At 73.5% G+C, this 20,256-nt stretch carries 19 protein-coding genes; 8 read left to right on the top strand and 11 right to left on the bottom strand.

All coding sequences use genetic code 11. From position 1 onward, the window contains the following. On the bottom strand, window positions 1-458 hold a 458-nt coding region (locus IBX62_03115), incomplete at its 3' end, for an RES family NAD+ phosphorylase (protein ID MBE0476072.1). Continuing rightward, window positions 458-1,129, bottom strand: a complete 672-nt coding sequence (locus IBX62_03110) for a hypothetical protein (protein MBE0476071.1) — start codon at window positions 1,127-1,129, stop codon at window positions 458-460. The genes IBX62_03110 and IBX62_03115, both read right to left, overlap by 1 nt. A gap of 104 nt (window positions 1,130-1,233) precedes the next feature. Here IBX62_03110 and IBX62_03105 point away from each other — a divergent pair, with 104 nt between their 5' ends. Beyond that, window positions 1,234-1,464 carry a hypothetical protein gene (locus IBX62_03105; GenBank protein ID MBE0476070.1) on the top strand — a complete coding sequence of 77 codons (231 nt, stop codon included), beginning with the start codon at window positions 1,234-1,236 and terminating at the stop codon, window positions 1,462-1,464. Here IBX62_03105 and ppsA read toward each other — a convergent pair. Next, entirely contained in the window at window positions 1,455-3,854 is a 2,400-nt protein-coding gene (gene ppsA, locus IBX62_03100; GenBank protein ID MBE0476069.1) for a phosphoenolpyruvate synthase, read from the bottom strand. The genes IBX62_03105 and ppsA overlap by 10 nt on opposite strands. Before the next feature lie 218 nt (window positions 3,855-4,072). On the opposite strand from ppsA, the gene IBX62_03095 reads away from it, so the two are divergent. The 7 genes from IBX62_03095 to IBX62_03065 all read left to right on the top strand — a co-directional run bounded on the left by IBX62_03095 (window position 4,073) and on the right by IBX62_03065 (window position 13,314). Next, window positions 4,073-5,422: a ferric reductase-like transmembrane domain-containing protein gene (locus IBX62_03095; protein MBE0476068.1), complete on the top strand. Its 1,350-nt coding sequence runs from the start codon at window positions 4,073-4,075 to the stop codon at window positions 5,420-5,422. Window positions 5,423-5,518: 96 nt separating this feature from the next. After that, entirely contained in the window at window positions 5,519-7,180 is a 1,662-nt protein-coding gene (gene otsB / locus IBX62_03090; GenBank protein ID MBE0476067.1) for a trehalose-phosphatase, read from the top strand. Further along, entirely contained in the window at window positions 7,177-9,573 is a 2,397-nt protein-coding gene (locus IBX62_03085; GenBank protein MBE0476066.1) for a glycoside hydrolase family 65 protein, read from the top strand. Before otsB ends, IBX62_03085 begins: the two co-directional genes overlap by 4 nt. Before the next feature lie 51 nt (window positions 9,574-9,624). Next, window positions 9,625-10,017, top strand: a complete 393-nt coding sequence (locus tag IBX62_03080) for an ACT domain-containing protein (protein MBE0476065.1) — start codon at window positions 9,625-9,627, stop codon at window positions 10,015-10,017. A gap of 32 nt (window positions 10,018-10,049) precedes the next feature. Next, a complete protein-coding gene (locus tag IBX62_03075) occupies window positions 10,050-10,646 on the top strand; it encodes a GNAT family N-acetyltransferase (protein ID MBE0476064.1) in 597 nt (198 codons plus the stop codon). Window positions 10,647-10,686: 40 nt separating this feature from the next. Continuing rightward, complete coding sequence (locus IBX62_03070; protein ID MBE0476063.1) at window positions 10,687-11,970, top strand: class I SAM-dependent methyltransferase; 1,284 nt, start codon at window positions 10,687-10,689, stop codon at window positions 11,968-11,970. A gap of 9 nt (window positions 11,971-11,979) precedes the next feature. After that, window positions 11,980-13,314, top strand: a complete 1,335-nt coding sequence (locus IBX62_03065; protein MBE0476062.1) for a TIGR04283 family arsenosugar biosynthesis glycosyltransferase — start codon at window positions 11,980-11,982, stop codon at window positions 13,312-13,314. Here IBX62_03065 and IBX62_03060 read toward each other — a convergent pair. The 8 genes from IBX62_03060 to IBX62_03025 all read right to left on the bottom strand — a co-directional run bounded on the left by IBX62_03060 (window position 13,299) and on the right by IBX62_03025 (window position 19,993). After that, the gene (locus tag IBX62_03060) at window positions 13,299-14,090 is read right to left on the bottom strand and encodes an MTAP family purine nucleoside phosphorylase (GenBank protein ID MBE0476061.1); all 792 of its coding nucleotides are present in this window, start codon (window positions 14,088-14,090) and stop codon (window positions 13,299-13,301) included. The two genes, IBX62_03065 and IBX62_03060, sit on opposite strands and share 16 nt — an antisense overlap. 45 nt (window positions 14,091-14,135) lie before the next feature. Beyond that, window positions 14,136-15,425 carry a radical SAM protein gene (locus tag IBX62_03055; GenBank protein MBE0476060.1) on the bottom strand — a complete coding sequence of 430 codons (1,290 nt, stop codon included), beginning with the start codon at window positions 15,423-15,425 and terminating at the stop codon, window positions 14,136-14,138. Beyond that, window positions 15,422-16,279, bottom strand: coding sequence for a C_GCAxxG_C_C family protein (locus IBX62_03050; protein ID MBE0476059.1), 858 nt, complete (start codon window positions 16,277-16,279; stop codon window positions 15,422-15,424). The genes IBX62_03055 and IBX62_03050 overlap by 4 nt, the downstream gene beginning before the upstream one ends. Further along, window positions 16,276-17,283 carry a flippase-like domain-containing protein gene (locus IBX62_03045; GenBank protein MBE0476058.1) on the bottom strand — a complete coding sequence of 336 codons (1,008 nt, stop codon included), beginning with the start codon at window positions 17,281-17,283 and terminating at the stop codon, window positions 16,276-16,278. The genes IBX62_03050 and IBX62_03045 overlap by 4 nt, the downstream gene beginning before the upstream one ends. Before the next feature lies 1 nt (window position 17,284). Continuing rightward, complete coding sequence (locus tag IBX62_03040; GenBank protein ID MBE0476057.1) at window positions 17,285-18,199, bottom strand: TVP38/TMEM64 family protein; 915 nt, start codon at window positions 18,197-18,199, stop codon at window positions 17,285-17,287. Between the two features lie 307 nt (window positions 18,200-18,506). Then, a complete protein-coding gene (locus IBX62_03035; protein MBE0476056.1) occupies window positions 18,507-19,202 on the bottom strand; it encodes a hypothetical protein in 696 nt (231 codons plus the stop codon). A gap of 97 nt (window positions 19,203-19,299) precedes the next feature. Continuing rightward, window positions 19,300-19,734 (bottom strand): hypothetical protein, encoded by a 435-nt coding sequence (locus tag IBX62_03030; GenBank protein ID MBE0476055.1) that lies wholly within the window; start codon window positions 19,732-19,734, stop codon window positions 19,300-19,302. A 19-nt stretch (window positions 19,735-19,753) separates the two neighbouring features. After that, complete coding sequence (locus tag IBX62_03025; protein ID MBE0476054.1) at window positions 19,754-19,993, bottom strand: hypothetical protein; 240 nt, start codon at window positions 19,991-19,993, stop codon at window positions 19,754-19,756. Between the last annotated feature and the right edge of the window lie 263 nt (window positions 19,994-20,256).

Here is a 20,256-nt window from a genome sequence, read left to right as displayed (position 1 = left end):
GTGAGCGGGTAGTCCGCAGCGTCGCACTTGGTGAGCCACAAGCCCTGTCCGATCGCGGCCGCCGCCGGCCCGTGCAGAGCGATCAACCGCAGGTCGCGGCGGACCTCCAGCACAGAGAGCGTCCGCCCGGCGACGCGCGCGAAGGGGACGATCCTCGGACCCTGATCGGCGAGTGGCGTGCGCCGAAGGAGCGTCTCGGCCACCGCCGCCTCCAAGCCGTCCCCGGCGTAGAGGTGACCGACCGCCTCCTCCGGCACGTCGAACCTCCCGCCGGAACGCTCTCCCGCCGCGACGTTCGTGTAGTCCGCTCCGAGTGTGTCGCTGCGATGGATGCGCCACAGCCGGCTTCCCGAGAGCAGCGTCTCGACCGCGGGAGGTCCGACGACCCCGTGCGCCGGCGGACGCCGGCGTTGCCCCTCCCAGGAATCCCCCGCTCGCACCGATCCCCCAGCGGACACTAGTAGCCTTCGGCGGTGTCCCGCGCCGCCTCGGTCAGCACGGCTTCGTCGTCACGCGAGCCGAGCACGTCCTTCGGCGGGCGCCCCAGCCAGCCATCCGGCGTCACCCACCACGACGCGACCCCCCAGGGGTCGTCGGCGGCGCCGAGGATGCGGTTCGCGGCGAAGGCGGCCGGCCATACGCGCCGGCGCTCCTCGTCGAACTGGAAGGCGGGGTAGAGGTACTGGTTCTGGTGAGGCACCCCCACGATCTCGCCTCGCAGTCTGAGCCTGTTGGCGTACTGCCTCGGGTTCTTGGATCTGGAACCTAGCAGCGCCGAGACCGCCGACGCCGTGAGCATCTCCTCGTCCAACACCCCCGCGCGCGCCAGCCCGCGCAGAGCGGCCTCGTTGGCGATGTCGGCGGCCGAGTACGCGGGAAGCTCGATGCCCTCCACGAGCATGCGAGGCTCGCCGGCCAGCCCGGCCGCGACCTCTCCGCCGGCTAGCGCGGCGCGCATCATGGCGAGAAGCGAGAAACGGAAGCGGACCAGGTCCGGATCGTCGGAGGCGATCTCCGAGGTCAGCCGTACGAGCGCCTCTGCGCGTTCCCGGCTCGACCCGGCGCTCTCGATCGCGTCGAGAGCGGCCGCGTGAGGGCGTCGTTCGCGTGAGCGCGCGGCTGTGGGCATGGCAGCCTCCCGGTCGGGTACGCCTTATACGTTACCGCACCTCGGCGCTTCTGTATATGCCCGGTTCCGCCATCACGAGCCGTGATCCCGTCCGAGACACGAAGATGCTGCTCTCGGCGCTGGGCACCGTCGCCGGCCTCGTTGTGGGCATACCGCTCGGCAACCTCGTCCTCGTCGCGATCCAGTCCGTCGGGCTCGAGTTCGACTTCGTGTTCCCGTGGAGCGGGCTGATGGCCGCCGTGGCCGTGGGCCTCGTGTTCGCCGCGCTCGCCGCCCTCATCCCCGCACGTCAAGCGGCCAAGCTCGACATCATCCGCGCGCTGCGCTACGAGTGAGCCCTGGCCGGCTCCCGTAGCCGTTCCTCGGCCTCGGCCACCCGCCCGATCGTGCCCATCACGCTGTCGGGGTTGAGCGAGATCGAGTCGATGCCTGCCTCCACCAGGAACGCGGCGAACTCGGGGTGGTTGCTCGGCGCCTCGCCGCAGATGCCCACGGGCGTGCCGGCGGCGTGCGCTCGCTCGATGAGCTCGGCGATCGTGCGGCGCACCGCCTCGTGGTTCTCCTGGAACAGCGCGGCGAGGTCGGTCGAGTCGCGATCCACGCCGAGCACCAGCTGCGTGAGGTCGTTGGAGCCGATCGAGAAGCCGTCGAAGCGCTCGGCGAACAGGTCCGCCAGCGTCACGTTCGACGGGATCTCGGCCATCACGTAGACCTGCAGGCCCGCCTCTCCTCGGCGCAGGCCGTTCTCCGCCATCACCTCGAGGACGCGGTCGGCCTCCTCCGGGGTGCGGCAGAACGGCAGCATCACCACGACGTTGCGCAGCCCGACCTCCTCGCGCGCCCGTTTGATCGCGCGGCACTCGAGCGCGAAGCCCTCGCGGTAGCGCTCGTCGTAGTAGCGCGACGCCCCCCGGAAGCCCAGCATGGGGTTGGCCTCGGCGGGCTCGAACTCGCGTCCGCCGATGAGGGCGGCGTACTCGTTGGTCTTGAAGTCGCTCGTGCGCACGAGCACCGGGTCGGGGTGCTGCGAGGCCGCGATGCGCGCGATGCCGCTCGCGAGACGATCGACGAAGTACTCCGTCTTGTCCTCGTAGCCCCGCGTCAGGCGGTCGATCTCGCGCCTGGCGTCGGCGTCGGCCAGGTCGGGGTAGCGCACGAGCGCCATCGGGTGGATCGCGATCTCGTTGTTGATCACGAACTCCATGCGGGCCAGGCCGATGCCGCGCACCGGCAGCCTCCACCAGCGGAAGGCCGCCGCCGGCGAGGCGATGTTCATCATGATGCGCGTGCGCGTCTCGGGCACGTCCTCGAGCCTTATCTCCTCCGAGGAGAAGGCCAGCCGCCCGTCGTAGACGTATCCGGTCTCACCCTCGGCGCACGAGACCGTGACCTCCTGCCCGTCGCGCAGCACGTGCGTGGCCTCGCCGGTCCCGACGATGGCAGGCACGCCCAGCTCGCGGCTCACGATGGCGGCGTGCGACGTGCGGCCGCCGTGGTCGGTCACGATGGCGGCGGCGCGCTTCATGATCGGGACCCAGTCCGGATCCGTCATGCCGGTGACGAGCACGGCGTCGTCCTCGAAGCGGCCCATCTCCTTGGGGCTGCGGATCACGATCACCTTGCCCGCGGCCACCGCGTCGCCGATGGCCAGGCCCTGCACCAGCCGCTCGCCGCGCTCCTCCAGCCGGTAGGAGCGCAGCGACGCCGCCTCCCGCTGCGACACCACCGTCTCCGGCCGCGCCTGCACCACGAACAGCTCGCCGGACTCCCCGTCCTTGGCCCACTCCACGTCCATCGGCCGGCCGTAGTGGCGCTCGATCGCGTCCCCCCACCGCGCGAACCGCAGGATCTCGTCGTCGGTCAGCACGAACGCGCGCCGCTCGTCCTGGGTGGTGTCCACGGTCCGCGTCGCGTGCCCCCCGCCCGGCGCGTACACGACCTTGCGGGCCTTCTCGCCGAGGGTCTTCTCGATGACCGGCCGGAGGCGCGCGTCCGCGAGGAGCGGCTGGAAGACGCGGTACTCGTCGGGGTTCACCGTCCCCTGCACCACCGTCTCGCCCAGGCCGAAGTTCGCGTCGATCACGATCATGTCGGGGAAGCCGGTCTCGGTGTCCACGGTGAACATGACGCCGGCCCCGGCGAGGTCGCTCCGCACCATCTTCTGCACGCCCACCGACAGCGCCACCTGCATGTGGTCGAAGCCCTGCTCGCGCCTGTACGCGATGGCGCGGTCGGTGAACAGCGACGCGTAGCAGCGCCGGCAGGCGTCCAGCAGCTCCTCGGCGCCCACCACGTTCAGGAACGTCTCCTGCTGCCCCGCGAAGCTCGCGGTCGGGAGGTCCTCCGCGGTGGCCGAGGACCGTACGGCCACGTCGGCCTCCTCCACGCCGTAGCGGCGCGAGAGCTCCGCGTAGGCCTCGCGGATCTCCTCCGCGATGTCTTCGGGGAAGCGGCCGCGGCGGAAGAGGCGGCGGACGCGGGAGCCCGCCTCCTGCAGCGTCACCTCCTCGCGCTGAAGCGCCGCGAGCAGCTCCTCGAGGCGGTCACGGATGCCGCTGGCCTCGACGAACGCCCAGTAGGCCTCGGCGGTGGTCGCGAAGCCCCCGGGCACGCTCACCCGCTCGGCCCGCAGGCTCCGGATCATCTCCCCCAGCGAAGCGTTCTTGCCGCCCACGCTGGCGACGTCTTCGTTGGTCAGCTCCTCGAACCAGCGGATGTGCGCCATGGCGCTCCCCTCCTCGGGGTCTCGCGGCGCCGGGCGGCATCGGCTCCGGCCCGCGTCACGTTCCTCGTGCTCCTTCTTTACCCCCCGGCGGGCCGCGGCTCCGCCGTGCGTGCCACGCCGGCCGGCGGGCGGGAAGCGGCTGCCGCCCCGGCGAGCGGGCGAGGCGAACCCGCGGCGGCGGGGAATACCTGGAGAAGGTCTCCTCCGAAGGGATGTGGATGTCCCCTGCCGTGGACCGCCGCGCGCGGCAGCGAGCATATCGGGTGCGCGCCGCATCGGGCATCGCCCTGTACGTGCTGCTCGCGCTGGCGCCGCTCGTGCTGATGCTGCTCGCCCCGCTGCCGGCGGGACGCGAGTTCCTGCGGGAGCTCTCCGTGGCGCTCGCCTTCGCCGGCGCGGGCATCCTCGGGCTGCAGTTCGTCCTGTCGGCGCGGCTCCGCCGCCTGAAGGCTCCGTTCGGGATCGACGCCGTCTACCACTTCCATCGGCGCATGTCCTACGTGGCCCTGGGCCTCGTGCTCGCGCACCCGGTCCTGCTGTTCGTCATGGACCCCGCGCTGCTGGCGCTGCTGAACGTGTTCGCCGCGCCGTGGCGGGCGCGGGCGGCGGTCGCCGCCGTGGCCTCGCTCGGCGCGATCGTGGCCTCCTCGGTGTGGCGCCAGCGCTTCAAGCTGCGCTACGAGACCTGGCGCGGGTTGCACGACGTGCTGGCGGTCGCGGTGGTGGTGCTCGCGGTGCTCCACATGCAGGGCATCGGCCACTACGTCAGCGCCCCCTGGAAGCGCGCCCTGTGGATCGTCTACCCGACCCTGTGGGCGCTCGCGTTCGCGTGGGTGAGGGTCGGCAAGCCGCTGGTCAAGGCGCGGCGCCCGTACCGGGTCTCCGAGGTGCGCCGGGAAGGGCGGGACACGTGGACGCTGGCCTTCGAGCCGCAGGGTCATCCCGGCATGGGCTTCCTGCCCGGTCAGTTCGCGTGGGTGACGCTGCGGCGCTCGCCGTTCTCGCTGGAGGAGCACCCGTTCTCGTTCTCCTCGGCGGCTCCCGCCGGGAAGAGCGGGTTCGAGATGACCGTGAAGGAGCTCGGGGACTTCACGTCGCGCATCGGCGAGGTGGAGCCGGGCGAGGTCGCATACCTCGACGGCCCGTACGGGGCGTTCACCACGGACCGCTACGACGCGGCGGGCTACGTGCTGATCGCCGGCGGCATCGGCATCACGCCGGTCATGAGCGTGCTGCGCACCGCCGAGGAGCGCGGCGACGACACGGCGTGCACGCTGGTCTTCGCCGCCAAGGCCGAAGAGGACCTCGTGTTCCGCGAGGAGATCGGCCGGCTCTCGGACGTCCTGCCGCTCAAGGTGGCCTACGTGCTGGAGGAGCCGCCCGAGGGCTGGACGGGCGAGCGCGGGTTCGTGACGCGGGAGCTCCTCGAGCGCTACGTGGCCGAGCCGCTCGAGCGCGACTACTTCCTCTGCGGCCCCCCTGCGATGCTGGACGCCGTGAGCGCGGCCCTGGCCGAGATGCGCGTCCCCGCGCGGCGCGTCCACTACGAACGCTTCGCGCTGGTGTAGGTGGGAGATGCGATACCGGTACGCGGACATCCTGACGATCCTCACGGCGGCCGCCGCCGTCGCCCTCGCCCTCGCGTTCGCTCTGGAGCGGTCGAGATGACGCGGCGGCGGACGGAGGACGTGGAGCCGGGACGGCGGAGCTGCGCCGCGGGCGCCTTCCCCGGCCCCGGCATCGACGCGGTGGTCTTCGACCTCGACGGCGTGGTGACCGAGACCGCGCACGTGCACGCCGCGGCGTGGAAGCGCACCTTCGACGAGTACCTCCGGCTGCGCAGCGAGCGCACCGGCGAGCCGTTCCGCCCGTTCTCCGACGAGGACTACGCCCGCCACGTGGACGGCAAGCCCCGTTACGACGGCGCCCGCGCCTTCCTCGAGTCGCGGGGCATCTCGCTCCCGGTGGGCGACCCGGCAGACGCGCCCGGAGCCGAGACCGTAGCCGGGTTGGCGAACGCCAAGAACGAGCGGTTCCTGCGAGTGCTGGCCGAGGAGGGAGCCGAGTCGTACGCATCCTCGGTGCGACTCATCCGCGAGCTGCGCGACGCGGGCGTACGCACGGCGCTGATCACCGCGAGCCGCAACGGCCGGGCGGTCGCCGACGCCGCCGGCGTGACGGGGCTCTTCGACGCGATCGTGGACGGAGCCGACGCGGAGGAGGCGGGCCTGGCGGGCAAGCCCGCGCCCGACGTCTTCCTCCACGCCGCCCGGCTGGTGGGCGTGCCGAAGGAGCGAGCCGCGGTGGTGGAGGACGCGCAGGCCGGCGTGGAGGCCGGCCGCCGCGGCGGCTTCGCGCTCGTGCTCGGCGTCGACCGGTTCGGCCGGGCCGAGGAGCTGCGGCGCGCGGGCGCCGACCGGGTGGTGGGCGACCTCGGCGAGCTGGCGGCGGACGCGCGCGGACCGGGCGCGGAGGGCGCGGGCGGGGCGGGGCGCGCCGGGCGACGCCTGCTGAGCGAGCTTCCCTCGGCGCTCGACGCCTGGCCGGAGATCGTCGAGCGGCTCGCTCGCGGCCGACCGGCCGCCTTCCTGGACTTCGACGGAACGCTGGCCCCCATCGTGGACCGCCACGCCGAAGCGGCGATGCCGCCCCCCGTGCGCGAGGCGGTCACCCGGCTGGCCGGCGTCGTCCCCGTCGCGATCGTAAGCGGGCGCGACCTCGCCGATGTGCGGCAGCGGGCCGGGGTCCCGGGCGTCTACTACGCCGGCAGCCACGGCTTCGAGATCGTCGCGCCCGACGGCACGCCCGTCGGCGGGGAGCGGGCGCGCGGGTTCGAGCGCTTCCTCCCCGCTCTAGAGCGCGCCGAGGAGGAGTTGCGCCGCGGGCTGGCGGGCCTTCCCGGCGTCGCGCTGGAGCGCAAGCGCTACACCATCGCCGTGCACTACCGCCTGGCGCCCCCCGAGGCGGTGCCGGCGGCGAGGCGCGCCGTCGAGCATGCCGCGAGCTCCTCGGGCACGCTCCGCATGACCGGCGGCAAGAAGGTCTTCGAGCTGCGGCCGGACATCGACTGGGACAAGGGCGAGGCGCTGCTGCTGCTGCTCCGGGTGCCCGGGCTCGGCGGCCCGGCCGCCGTTCCGCTCGTGCTGGGTGACGATGTCACCGACGAGGACGCCTTCGCGGCGGTCCGCTCCTGTGGCGTGGCGGTCGCCGTGCTGGGCGAGGAGGACCGGCCGACGCTCGCGCACTACTCGCTGGACGACGTCGGGCAGACCGGCGAGCTCCTCGGCCGCCTGGCGGGCGAGCTGGGTGAGAGGGGTGCGGGATGAGCGAGTGGCTGCTGTCCTATCGGGACTACCGCCCAGAGGAGGAGGGTCACCGGGAGGCGCTGTGCACCGTGGGCAACGGCTACTTCGCAACCCGCGGCGCGGCACCGGAGTCCGTCGCCGACGGCATCCACTACCCGGGGACGTACGTGGCCGGCCTCTACAACAGGCTGACCAGCGAGGTCGCAGGCGAGACGATCGAGAACGAGAGCATGGCCAACGTCCCGAACTGGCTGCCGCTGACCTTCCGGGTCGGGGACGGGCCGTGGTTCGACGTGGACGCGGTCGAGATCCTCGAGTACGTTCAGGAGTTCGACGTGCTCCGGGGGCTGCTCACCCGCCGGGTGAGGTTCAGGGACGGTTCCGGTCGGACGACCCGCCTCGCGCAGCGGCGGTTCGCTCACATGCGCAAGCCGCACCTTGCCGGGCTGGAGACGGTCCTGCTCGCCGAGGACTGGTCGGGAAGGATCACCGTCCGTTCCGGGATCGACGGCAGGGTCACGAACGCCGGCGTGGAGCGGTACCGGGCGCTGGCGAGCGAGCACCTCGAGCCCGTCGGCGAGGGGGAGGCCGACGCCGAGACCGTCTGGCTGGCCGTGCGCACGACCCAGTCGCAGCTGCGAGTGGCCGAGGCGGCGCGCGTGCGCGTGTGGCGCGACGGCGAGCAGGACGTGGTCGAGAGGCGGCTCGTGCGCGAGGGGGCCTACGTGGCGCACGAGTTCGACCTCGAGCTCGAGAGCCGCCGCTCCGTGTCCGTGCAGAAGGTGGCCTCCATCTACACGTCGCGTGACCTGGCCGTCTCGGAACCGGTCCTCGACGCGCGGGAGGCCGTGCGCCGCGCGGGTGGCTTCGAGGGCCTGCTGCGGAGCCACTCCCTGGCCTGGGACCACCTGTGGCGCCGCTTCCAGATACGGGGGCACGAGCGCGAGGAGGACCAGCGGATCCTCAACGTGCACGTCGCCCACCTGCTGCAGGTCGTCTCCGAGAACTCGATCGGCCTGGACGTGGGCGTGCCCGCGCGCGGCCTGCACGGCGAGGCGTACCGGGGCCATGTGTTCTGGGACGAGCTGTTCATCTTCCCGTTCCTGAACTACCGCCTTCCGGAGCTCACGCGCTCCCTGCTGCGCTACCGCTACCGGCGCCTGCCCGAGGCGCGCTGGGCGGCCGAGGAGGCCGGGTTCGAGGGTGCGATGTTCCCATGGCAGAGCGGCAGCAACGGACGCGAGGAGAACCAGCGCATCCACCTCAACCCCCGCTCGGGCAGATGGCTCCCGGACCACACCCATCTCCAGCGCCACATCAACATCGCCGTGGCCTACAACGTCTGGCAGTACTACCAGATCACCGGCGACCTGGAGTTCCTCTCGTTCTTCGGCGCGGAGATGCTCGTCGAGATCGCGCGCTTCTGGGGAAGCGCCGCCTCCTACGACAAGGTGGGCGACCGCTACGAGATCTGCGGGGTCATGGGACCCGACGAGTACCACGACGCCTACCCGGGCGCCGAGCAGCCGGGTCTGCACAACAACGCGTACACGAACGTGATGGTCGCCTGGGTGCTGTGCAGGGCCCTCCAGATGCTCGAGCGCCTCCCCGAGCCCCAGCGCAGCGTGGTGATCGAGCGCCTCAGGCTCCGCCGCGAGGAGCTCGAGCTGTGGGACGACATGAGCCGCAAGATGCGCGTGGTCTTCCACGAGGACGGCATCATCAGCCAGTTCGAGGGCTACGAGGACCTCGAGGAGTTCGACTGGGAGGGCTACCGGGAGAAGTACGGCGACATCCATCGCCTCGACCGTATCCTCGAGGCCGAGGACGACACGACGAACCGCTACAAGGTCTCCAAGCAAGCGGACGTGCTCATGCTGTTCTACCTGCTCTCTTCCGACGAGCTCTGCCAGCTGTTCGAGCGTCTGGGCTACAGCCTGCCGAGGAGGGACATACCGCGCAACGTCGAGTACTACCTGCAGCGCACGTCTCACGGATCGACGCTGAGCGGGGTCGTGCACGCGTGGGTGCTGGCGCGTACCGACCGCAGGCGCTCGTGGGACTTCTTCCAGCGAGCGATGATGAGCGACGTCGCCGACGTCCAGGGCGGCACGACGGCCGAGGGCATCCACCTCGGCGCGATGGCAGGCAGCGTGGACATCCTCCAGCGGGGCTACACCGGCCTCGAGCCGCGCGAGGACGTCCTGTGGGTCGACCCCGTGCTCCCGAAGGAGCTCGTCCGGCTGCGCACGCGCATCCGGTACCGCGGGCAGTGGCTCGACCTGGACATCGACCACCGCCGTGTGGCGGTCTCCGCCGTAGGGGGGACCGGGGAGGCCGTTCGCGTCGGGATCGGCGGTGAGGTGGTCGAGGTCGCGCCGGGCAAGAGCGCCGAAGTGCCGGCCAAGGCGTGACGGGCGGGGTATATCCTTGGAGGAACCTGGGAACCCGAAGGGGGGCCACCTATGGGTAGCGCACGCGTGATCGCACAGCTCGTGGCGAAGATGCCTGCCAGAGTGGGGCTGCTCGCCGACGTCGCCGGCGGCCTTCGCGCCGCGAACGTGGACATCCGAGCGATCTCGGCCTACGAGCGCGGGGAGGGCACGTTCCTGCTCGTCACCGACGACAACGCCAGGGCGTCCGAGGTCCTGAGCGGGATGGGCGCCGAGGTCCGGGAGAGATCCGTGCTCGCCGTCTCGATGCCCGACCGCCCGGGAGCGCTCGAGGAGGCGGCGCGCAGGATCGCCGAGGCCGGCATCAACATCGACTACGCCTACGGGACGACCACGTCGGGCGCCGAGACCGCCACCGTCATCCTCAAGACGGACGACGACGAGAAGGCCGCCGGGCTGCTATAGCCGGCGCCTCCCCGACTCCAGGCGGACCGGCCGTGCCGGACGAGACCATCCGAATCCGCGAAGCGGCGACCGCCGGCGGGATCGAGGCCGCCCGCGCGCTCTTCGCCGAGTACGCCGCCTCGCTGGACTGGGACCTCGCCTCCAGCCGGCTCGCCGAGGAGCTCGCCGACCTGCCGGGGCCCTACGCCCCGCCGGCCGGCTCGCTCCTGCTGGCGTACGCGGGCGGGCTGCCCGTAGGGGTCCTCGGGCTGCAGCCCGTCCCCGAAGGGTCCCGCGTCCCCGGCGCCGGCGCGGAGCGCTTCGCCGAGATCAAACGGCTGTACGTGCGGCCCGAGAACCGCCGGCGCGGGATAGCGAGAGCGCTGATGGAGCGCGCCGAGGTCGACGCCCGCGAGCGCGGCTACGCCGCGGTGGTGCTCACCACCTCGACGGAGATGATGCCGCTGGCCCAAGGGCTGTACGAGGACCTCGGCTACGAGGCCACGGCACCCTACCGGGACGACCTGCCCTTCCCGGGCATCCGTTGGCTGCGGAAGGACCTGCGGGAGGCGGCAGGAGGTGGCGCGGCCGGTGCGGGTCCCCGCCGCCCGGTCGGGCCCCGCGACGGGCCGGGCGCATGTCGGGAATGAGAGGGATGACGGCCGTCCAGGCCGGAGCGGAGGTGGACGCATGCAGGCGACCAGGGTCTCACCGGCCGAGCAGACGATGGCGTTCCTTCAGGACGTCCTCGGCGACCTTCACCCGAGGGACTTCCGCGTGCGACTGTGGGACGGCTCCACGTGGGAGCCCGACGACGGGCACGACGCGCGGTTCACCGTCGTGCTCAAGCACCCCTCCTCACTGAAGCGGATGTTCTGGCCCCTGAACGAGGTGAGCCTCGGCGAGGCGTTCATCTTCGACGACTTCGACGTCGAGGGCGACCTGGAGGCTGTCGCCGGGCTCGGCGACCACCTGGAGTCGCTAGCCAAGGACCGCGCGCGCCTCGCCCGGTACGCCGCCCGCCTGATGAGGATGCCGGGCGACGGCCGGCGGGAAGGCGCCCGCGCCGCCGAACTGGACGGACGCCGTCACTCAAAGCGGCGCGACGCCGACGCGATCCGCTACCACTACGACGTCTCGAACGACTTCTACCGCCTGTGGCTCGACCGGCACATGGTCTACTCGTGCGCGTACTTCGCGGACGGCGAACAGGACCTGGACGCCGCTCAGGAACGCAAGCTCGACCTCATCTGCCGCAAGCTGCGGCTCCGGCCCGGCGAGCGGCTGCTCGACATCGGCTGCGGCTGGGGCGGGCTGCTCGTGCACGCGGCGCGCGAGTACGGCGTGGACGCCACGGGCATCACGCTGAGCGAGCCGCAGGCCCGCCTGGCCCAGCGGCGCATCGCCGAGGCGGGGCTGTCGGAGCGCTGCCGGGCACGGGTGCTCGACTACCGCGACGTGGACGAGTCCCGGCCCTTCGACAAGCTCGTGAGCGTGGGGATGTTCGAGCACGTCGGCGCCGAGCTGCTGCCGACCTACTTCGAGAAGGCCTCACGGCTTCTCGCCGAAGGCGGCACCTTCCTCAACCACGGCATCTCGTGCAGCGTGTTCGAGCACCGCCGCAAGCACGGCCCCAGCTTCTCGCAGAAGTACGTCTTCCCCGACGGCGAGTTGCTGCCCATCAGCACCACGCTCGCGGCGGCCGAGGACGCGGGCTTCGAGGTGCGCGACGTGGAGGACCTCCGCGAGCACTATGCGATGACCCTGCGGCACTGGGTCCGCCGCCTGGAGGAGCGAGCCGACGAGGCCCGGGCCTGCACCGACGAGGCCACCTACCGTGTCTGGCGGCTCTACATGACGTTCGCCGGCGTCGCGTTCGCCCGCAACAGGATCCAGGTCTACCAGACGCTGCTGCACAAGCACACCGGAGAGCCGAGCGGCCTGCCGCTCACGCGCGAGGACTGGTACGCGTAGCATGGGCGCATGCGCCGCCGACACTCCGTCTCGCTGCTGACGCGCCTCCCGGTCCCCGGCGCGGTCAAGACGCGCGTCGCGGCGCGGCTCGGCGACGAGGCCGCCGCGTCCCTGCACGCCGCCATGACCGAGCACGCCGCGCGCCAGCTGCGGCTGCTTCGGGCGACCGACGGCGTCCGCGCCCAGGTGCGCGTGACCGGGGGCTCCGCGGCGGCGGCAGGCCGCTGGCTGCGCCTCCCCGCCCGCGACCAGGGTGGAGGCGACCTGGGCGAGCGCCAGCTGCGCGCGCTGCGCGAGGCGCTGGGGTCGTCGCGGGTCGCGGCGGTGGCGGGCTCCGATTGCCCCGGCCTCGACGCCGAGGACGTCCGCCGGGCGCTCGCCGCGGCGTCGGCTCGCGGTGCCTCGCTCGTCCCCGCGCACGACGGAGGCTACTGCCTGCTCGCCGTGGACCGGGAGGCCGCCGCCGTGCTGCCGGCGGCGTTCGCGGACGTCGCATGGGGCATGGGCGACGTCGCCGAGACGCTCCTCGGGGGGCTGCGGCACCACGGCGTGGACGCCGAGGTGCTCGAGACGCGGGCCGACGTCGACCGGCCCGAGGACGTCGCCTCGTGGGAGGCCGTGCGCGCGGCCTGGTACGAGCCGCCCGGATCGCTCGCGGTGGTGGTGCCGACGCTGGATGAGGCGACCGTCCTTCCGGCGCTGCTCGAGCGGCTCCTCGCCGAGGACGTCGAGGTGGTGGTCGCCGACGGCGGCAGCACGGACGGCACGCCGGCGATCGCCGAGGCGGGAGGCGCGCGCGTGGTGAGGGCCGCCCACGGTCGCGGCGCTCAGATGAACGCCGGGGCGGAGGCGGCCGGCGGAGACGCGCTGCTGTTCCTGCACGCCGACACGCTCCCGCCGCGCGGCTTCGCGCGCCTCGTGCTCGACGCGCTCGCCGACCCCGGGCTGCTCGTGGGGGCGTTCCGCTTCTCGCTGGCGGCGCGCCGGCCGGCGCTGCGGGTCATCGAGACGTTCACGCGGCTCCGAGGGTCGCTGCTGCACTTCCCCTACGGCGACCAGGGGCTCTTCTGCCGAAGGGCCCTGTGGCGGGCGCTCGGGCGCTTCCCGGCCTACCCGCTGATGGAGGACTACGAGTTCGTGCGCCGCGCGCGCCGCGCGGGCCTCGTGCGCGTGCTGCGCGCCGACGCCGTCACCTCCGACCGCGGGTGGAGCGAGCACGGACCCTGGCGTTGGACCGCGCTCAACGTCGCCACCACGGCGAGGTACCGGCTAGGCACGCCGCCGGAGCGGCTCGCCGCGTGGCGCGAGCGCGGCGGGAGAGCCTCGCCTCACTCGAAGCGGTAGACGAAGCCGGTGTCGAACGCGGTCTCCTCGGGCAGAGCGGACACCGCGGCCTCCAGCAGCGTGCGCAGCACCTCGCGGCTCGCTGCGATGTGCCCGTCGAGCACCTCGACGGGGGTGGGGCGCGGCTGGACGCCGTTGGCGTAGTCCACCCCGAAGCCGACGAGCGCGTAGGGCAGCTCGAGCTCGCCGGCCAGCACCGCCTCCGGGCCGGCCGTCTGGCTGACCGCCACGGCGCCCAGCGAGCGCAGCCAAGCGACCTCCGCGCGGGAGTTGAAGCGCGGGCCCAGCGCGTAGGCGTACGTGCCACCGTCTTCGAGAGCGAGCCCGCGGGCGCGCCCGGCGTGCACGAGCGTGCGGCGCAGGGCGGGCGAGAAAGGCGAGCCGAGGACGTAGTGGCCGCGACCCGGAGCGCCCGGCTCGTCGAAGAACGTGCACGGCGACCCGTCGGGCAGGCGGTTGTCCGGGAAGAAGAGGTCGTCGAAGACCAGTGGCGTGCCGAGGGCGACCTCCGGGTCGAGCACCCCGCACACCGTCGTCGCGACGACGGCCGCGCAGCCGGCCTCGCGCAGGCCCGCGACGTTCGCACGGTGGTCGACCATCGAGGACAGCCGCCGGTGGCCCTCGCCGTGCCGCCGCACGAACACGACCTCCGACGAGCCGCCGGCGAAACGCCCCCGCAGAGCGTCCACCCTGCCGAAGCGGCTCTCGATCCGCACCTCCTCGGCACGCTCCAAGCCGAGTTCGGCGCCCGTCCCGCCGATGATCCCTATCCGCACCCTCGCCCCTCCTCGCACCCGCGCCCGGCGGCTTCAGGTCGTCGTTCAAGTGCAGCCGAAGCGGTGGCGCCCCGTCCCCGCCCCCTCGGCGGGCGAGGGCCGCAGCACGCCGCCCGTCAGGTCCTCGGCCGTGGCCTCGCCGAGCAGCCGCTCCGACTCCTCGCGCAGGCAGTCCTCGATGAGCCCCCGGTAGACCTCGCAGTAGGGCTCGCCCGCATCGTACCCTCCTCCGGCGGCGTAGGCGTGGGCGGCGCAGCCCCCGCCGCAGAAGTGGCGGTAGTCGCACGCGCCGCAGCGGGGGCGGCGGGCGAGGGTGGCGTGGCGCAGCTCCGCGCACCGGCCCGAGGAGACCGCCCGGACGAGCGCCGTGCCCGGCGGGTCGGCGAGCCCTGAGCGGCCGGCGAGCGAGGGGCACGGGTACACGCTGCCGTCCGCGGCGACGGCGAGCATCGCGCAGCCGCCCACGCAGCCGTCGTAGCGCCGCCCGGGGCGGCGCACGCGCGAGGCCACCACCACGTGGTTCGAGAGGATCACGCCCCCGGCGTCGGCGGCCTCGCGGCAGCGCCTGATCGCGGCGAGCAGCTCGCGAGGCGCCGGGAGCCGCTCGGCGCCGGCGGCGAGCCTGCCTCCGACGTGCGGCAGGAAGAGGTGGTGCACGCGGCAGCCCAGGCCGGGGAGCATGCGCGTCACCTCGTGCGCGCCGCCGGCGTTGGCGCCGGTCAGCGTGGTGGAGACCGCCGGCGGGCGGCCGAAGGCGGTCAGCGCCTCGATGCCGCTCACCGCGCGGTCGAAGGCGCCGTTCCCGCGCCTCGCGTCGTGCACCTCCCTGGAGCCGTCGAGGCTGACCTGGAACGCGAGGCGGCGTCGAAGGGTCGCGGGCACGAGCGCCGCGAGGCGCTCCATGCGCCGCGGCGTGACGAGCGTGCCGTTGGTCAGCACGACGACCGTCGCCCTCGGCGCCAAGGCCGCGACCAGCTCCTCCAGGTCCTCGCGAAGGAACGGCTCGCCCCCGGTCAGATACACCGTCTCCGCTCCGAGCCTCAGCGCCTCCTCCGCCCGCTCGAGCAGGGAGCCGGGCGGCGGACGCAGCGGCCGAGGCGGCAGGAAGCAGTGCGAGCAGCGCAGGTTGCAGTCCTCGTTGGTGTAGAGCCACACCTCGGCGAGCCGAGGAGGGGGCTCGGGGACGCGAGGCGCCGGGTCCGGCGGCGGCGGCGCCCGGCCGTCGAGGGTGACGCACCAGCACGCCTCCTCGGGCAGGACCCACGCGCGGGAGCCCGTGCGGGAGAGGCGGATGCCCTCGGCGATGCGCGCGACCGGGCGGGCGGCGCCGCTCACCGGTACCTCCCGAGCTCGTAGGCGCGCAGTGCGGCCGGCACCGCCAGCGCGGCGAAGGCCAGCGCGCCCGCCGCGCTCCACGCGCCGCCGCCGGCGAGACCGGCGGCGAGCGCCGCGCGGGCCGGGGGCGCCGTAAGAGCCGCCAGCGCGAGCGCGGAGCCGGCGAGCCCCGCGACGTGCAGCGCCCGTCCCGCCCGGCGCAGCGCGGGCGCGCCCCGCTCCGCCGCCGCGGCCAGGGCGAGGCCCGCCAGGGCGAGGAGCAGCGGCGGCAGGCCCCCGGCCGGGGCGCCTCCCGCGAGCAGCGCGCCGGCGGCCGAGACGGCGAGCCCGGCGCCCGCTCCGGCCAGCGTGCCCTTCGCGAGCCGCTCCGCCGCCGCGGTCACGTCGCGAGCGCCGTGTCGGCGCGCAGACCCCGCCTCGGCGCGGGCGTCGCCGACCATGGCGGCGGCGAGCGCGGCGGCGTTCTCGGTCACCTCCGCGCAGCGGGCCGCCGCCTCGCGCGTGCCCGGCACGAAGCCGCGCGTGATCACACGGCAGCACGTGGACCCCCACCGCTCCTTGAAGCGGGCCAGGAACTCGGCGGAGAGCTCCTCGGCGCGAAGGCGGCGCGCCTCCGGCGCCGACCCCTCGGTCTCCGCGTACGCGCCCAGGACGATCACACCGCCCGCGAGTGCGCCGCAGAGGCAGCCCGTGTTCCCGATGCCCGAGGTGAAGCCGCTGCCCGCGCTCTCGGGGACCGCGGGCAGCCCGCCCTCGGCCGTGACGGCACGAAGCACGGACTCGGCGCAGTTGCGAGCGGAGGCGTGATCCGCCCGCGCGGCGTCGGCCGCGCGACGCTCCTCGCCGCGTCTCACCGCCTCCGCCCCCTTCCCGTCGCGAACAGCACCGCCCCCGGCAGGGTACACGCGGCGACCACCGAGAAGAAGAGCAGCGAGGCGGTGACGGCCGCGGCCGGCCCGACGCCGGCGAGGGCGAAGAAGTACGCGTAGCCCGCCTCGCGCACGCCGTGTCCCGAGACGGACACGGGGACCATCGTCGCCGCCGAGACGATCGAGGTGTACACCACGCACTCCCCGAACCCGATCGGAGAGCCCAGCGCGCGGAAGAGGCACCAGTTCACGAGCGCGACGAGCCCCTGGAAGCCCACCGACAGCGCGAGCACGCCGAGGACCGTGCCCGGCCGGCGCAGCGTCTCCCCGACCGCCCGCGACGTCCGGTCCACCCAGCCCGCGATCGTCTCGAAGCGGCCGCGCATCGCCGAGGACACCATGCGCTCGGAGAGCCCCGGCGCCAGGAAGAGCGCGGACAGCCCCACGCCCGCGACGCCGACGACGGCCACCGCGGCGGCCGCCCCGGCGCGCTCCTCCACGAACGGCAGGCCGATCGCCGCGGTCAGCGCGAGCGCGACCGAGGCGATGAGGCGCTCGGCGACGACCGACGCCGCTGCCTCGGCGGCGTCGTCCAGGTCCCGGCCCGCGTCCCAGGCGCGCACCACGTCGCCGCCGACCGAGGTCGGCAGGAAGTTGTTGAAGAACAGTCCGACGAGGTAGTGGCGGGTGAGCCTGAGCAGCCGCAGCGGGCGTCCTCGGGCGCGCAGCAGCACGCCCCACTTGAACGCGGACAGAGCCACCGCGGCGTACACGGCGGCCGCCGAGGCGAGCAGCCACGGCGTATCGAGAGAGCGCAATGCGCCGGAGACCGCGGTGAGCTCCACGTGCGAGAGGACGAACGCGAGCAGCGCCGCGCTCAGCAGCGCGCGGAGCACCGTGCCGGCGGCAAAACGCCGGGGCTCCGCAGCCGTCGCCGCCCCCGCCGCGCTCCGCACCTCGGCGGCCGTCGCGCTCGCACCGTCGGTCATCTCAGGACGCCGCCTCTCCCGCCGCCCGCGCCTCGGCGCCGAGCCCTTCCTCGGCGGCCTCTCGACGCACCTTGCGCAGGTAGGCGGGGCGAACGGCCGAGCCGATCACGATCACGACCGCGGTGAACAGGAAGACCAGGAAGAGCACCCGGACGCTTCCGGTGAGGTTCTGGCCGAGGTAGGAGTAGACCAGGGTCGCGGGCAGTTGCCCGATGCCGGTCGCGACGAAGAAGCGCCGGAAGCCGATCGGGGTCAGGCCCGAGCCGTAGCTGATGATGTCGAAGGAGACGAACGGCAGCAGCCGCGCGATGAGGACGGCCTTGTCCCCGTACCGCTCGAAGAACAGGTCGCTGACCTCGAGCGCCGCGCTGCCGCCCACCAGCCTCTCCACGGCCGGGCGGCCGAGCGTGCGCCCCAGCCAGAAGCACAGCGCGGCACCTGCCATCGCGCTGGACCAGGACAGCAGCGCGCCCCAGGCCCAGCCGAAGAGCAGCCCGTTGGAGAAGGTCACCACGAACGCCGGCAGCGGCGCGACGAGCGACTGCAGGATCATCAGCGCCGAGGAGACCACCGGCGCCCACAGGCCGAAGCCCAGCAGGTAGTCGCGCACGACCTCGACGTCGCCGCGCGCGAGGACACCGACAGCCTCGCCCACCCGGTCGCGCAGGGGCGGCACGAGCGCGTAGGCGAGCGCACCGGCCGCCGCGACCGCGATGCCTGCCGCGAGCTGCCTTCGGGAGACGAGCGGCTCGGGGGCGTCCTCGCCCAGAGCCCGCCTCGCCGCGCTCCGCTCGCGCCACCCGCGAACGGCCCAGCAGGCGCCCAACGCGGCACCCGCGCCGGTCAGCAGCAGAGACGGCAGCCGCGCCGCCTCGACGCCCACGACCCCGCGCAGCCGCAGCCCGTCCAGCCACATGATGGTCACCGCGTCGGCGGCGTAGGGCTGCGTCAGGAGCGTGTGCGCGACCGAGACCGCGCCGGCGACGATCAGGAGGCCGCCGGTGGTGCGGGCCGCGAGAGCACCGGGTCCTCCTCGGCCGGCGCGTCGCACGGCGAAGAAGGTGACGACGGCGCCCGCGAGCACGCCTGCGGTCAGCAGCAGCGAAGTGCTGAACACCATCGCGAGCGTGTTCGACCTGCCCAGCAGCCACGCCGCCGAGAAGCCGGCGGTCGCCCCCGCCAGCATCGTGGCGGCTCCGAGGCGGATGCGCTGCCTCATGCGTCTACTTCAGCGCGAACGTGACCACGACCGGCGTCCCGTCCGCCGGCAGCTTGTCGCCGTCACCGCGGAACTCCACCTTGCCGCTGTCGAAGGACTTCCAGCCCACGGCGGCGTTCGACGTGATGCCCGCCGCACAGGTGTCCAGGCAGAACAGGCAACCCGTCTTGGCCGTGGACTGCATCTCGTAGTTGCCGCCGAACTTCGGGTCCAGCGCCTTGCCGCCGAACTCGCCGGTGCTGATCACGAGCTCGTCGATCGGGAAGCTCGCGCCCTCCCAGCTCACCGTGACATCGAGCCCGTCGCCCTCGGCCGCCGTGCCCGCGGGCGAGTCCTTCTTCACGTTGTCGCCCGGTGTCGCTCCGAGGCCGGTCAGCGCCGCATGGAAGTCCAGCGCGTCGCCGCCCGCCCGGAAGATCGCCTTGTCGCCGTTGCTCCCGTTCCCGGCCACGACGCCATGCCGGGTCGGCTCCGTGACCCACTTCCGGTTCACTTCAGCGTAGACGAGAACGGCGCGGTTCTCCTCGTCGACCACGATCGGGTCCTCGGCGGTCGGAGCGGGCAGGCTCCCGGTCGCGACCGGCTCCGCCCCGCCGGGCGCCTCGGCTCCCGGATCCGTATCCTCGACCTTGCCCTGGCAGCCGATCAGCGCTACCGACAGCACGAGCGCGCCGCACGCGAGCAGTACCTTCTTGGCCATCTCCTTACCCCTTCACCCATTGCCGGATGGATGGGTGAAGTATAAGCGGCCCTTATCCGTTCGTTCAAGATTCTCGAAGCCGAGCTTTCCGCACTCCCTAAGTGCGCTGCGCCTTCGCACCAAGAACCTGCGCGTGCCGCTGCTCGTCGAGCAGCTGCGCGAGCAGCGCGCCGTGCGCCTCCGGACCCGCCGAGGCCATCGCGAGGTGGTACTGCTCCACCGCGAAGATCTCGAGCGCGGCGAGCCGCTCGATGACCTCCTCCTTGGTCCGCGAGGCGCCTACCCGCGCGATGCGCTCGTCCACGTCCCGCGCGAAGCTCGCCGGGACGGGCAGCCCCTGCTCGCCCGCGTCACGCAGGATGGCGTTCAGCTCCTCGGCGTGTCGCTCGTGGTCGTCGAAGGCGGAGCACAGCTCCACGCTCACGCCCTTGTCGAGCCCCGGCTCGTCGGCCACGACGTGCCTCAGCAGCCCGGCGCTCTTCTGCTCGAGGTAGCGCAGCATGGTCAGGCGCAGGTGAACGTCGCCGGCCATCGGGCACCTCCCCGTCCGTTCACGACCCCCGCGTCGTCAGGCCTTCGCGCTCCGCCCACTCGCGCACGAGCCGCCGCAGATCCTCGCGGGCGTAGGGGCCCGGAGGCAGGTCCGCGAAGATCGCTCTCTCCTCGCGCGAGAGCGGGGCCTGCTGCATCCGCCCCACCACCTGGCCCCGGCCCAACCGTTGCCCGTCACGCCCCTCGTAGAGCCGGTCCACCCACTCGAGCACCTCGTCGAGGTCGAACCCCTGCGCCATGCGTACCACCCCTTCCGGACCGGCGTACCGCCGGGTCGGCGGCCCGCTGCCCGCGCGATGCCTCCGGCCTCCTCGCGCTCGCGGCCCGCCGGTCGCCCGGACTCCGGAGAGGGTACCCGCGGCGGCGGGCGGTCAAGCCCCTGCGCCGCCGGTTACGGTGAAGGGTATGCGTCGTCACCCGTCCGCGGCGCCGGGCCCGCAGCCGCAGGCATGGCCGACGACGAAGGCGCACGGGCGTACCGGGGTAGATGAGGCGAGACGCC

The organism is Coriobacteriia bacterium (assembly GCA_014859305.1).
Taxonomy (GTDB): Bacteria; Actinomycetota; Coriobacteriia; order Anaerosomatales; family Kmv31; genus Kmv31.
The sequence above is the reverse complement of the archived record's forward strand: the minus strand, read 5'-3'. Positions and strand labels throughout refer to the sequence as shown.

Bases quoted from the DNA above. Each gene is read 5' to 3' on its own strand.
- IBX62_03065 (MBE0476062.1), top strand. From the start codon at position 11,980: ATGCGCCGCCGACACTCCGTCTCGCTGCTGACGCGCCTCCCGGTCCCC.
- ppsA (MBE0476069.1), bottom strand. From the start codon at position 3,854: ATGGCGCACATCCGCTGGTTCGAGGAGCTGACCAACGAAGACGTCGCC.
- IBX62_03035 (MBE0476056.1), bottom strand. From the start codon at position 19,202: ATGGCCAAGAAGGTACTGCTCGCGTGCGGCGCGCTCGTGCTGTCGGTA.
- otsB (MBE0476067.1), top strand. From the start codon at position 5,519: ATGACGCGGCGGCGGACGGAGGACGTGGAGCCGGGACGGCGGAGCTGC.
- IBX62_03110 (MBE0476071.1), bottom strand. From the start codon at position 1,129: ATGCCCACAGCCGCGCGCTCACGCGAACGACGCCCTCACGCGGCCGCT.
- IBX62_03070 (MBE0476063.1), top strand. From the start codon at position 10,687: ATGCAGGCGACCAGGGTCTCACCGGCCGAGCAGACGATGGCGTTCCTT.
- IBX62_03095 (MBE0476068.1), top strand. From the start codon at position 4,073: ATGTCCCCTGCCGTGGACCGCCGCGCGCGGCAGCGAGCATATCGGGTG.
- IBX62_03080 (MBE0476065.1), top strand. From the start codon at position 9,625: ATGGGTAGCGCACGCGTGATCGCACAGCTCGTGGCGAAGATGCCTGCC.
- IBX62_03040 (MBE0476057.1), bottom strand. From the start codon at position 18,199: ATGTGGCTGGACGGGCTGCGGCTGCGCGGGGTCGTGGGCGTCGAGGCG.
- IBX62_03105 (MBE0476070.1), top strand. From the start codon at position 1,234: ATGCTGCTCTCGGCGCTGGGCACCGTCGCCGGCCTCGTTGTGGGCATA.
- IBX62_03045 (MBE0476058.1), bottom strand. From the start codon at position 17,283: ATGACCGACGGTGCGAGCGCGACGGCCGCCGAGGTGCGGAGCGCGGCG.
- IBX62_03085 (MBE0476066.1), top strand. From the start codon at position 7,177: ATGAGCGAGTGGCTGCTGTCCTATCGGGACTACCGCCCAGAGGAGGAG.
- IBX62_03025 (MBE0476054.1), bottom strand. From the start codon at position 19,993: ATGGCGCAGGGGTTCGACCTCGACGAGGTGCTCGAGTGGGTGGACCGG.
- IBX62_03030 (MBE0476055.1), bottom strand. From the start codon at position 19,734: ATGGCCGGCGACGTTCACCTGCGCCTGACCATGCTGCGCTACCTCGAG.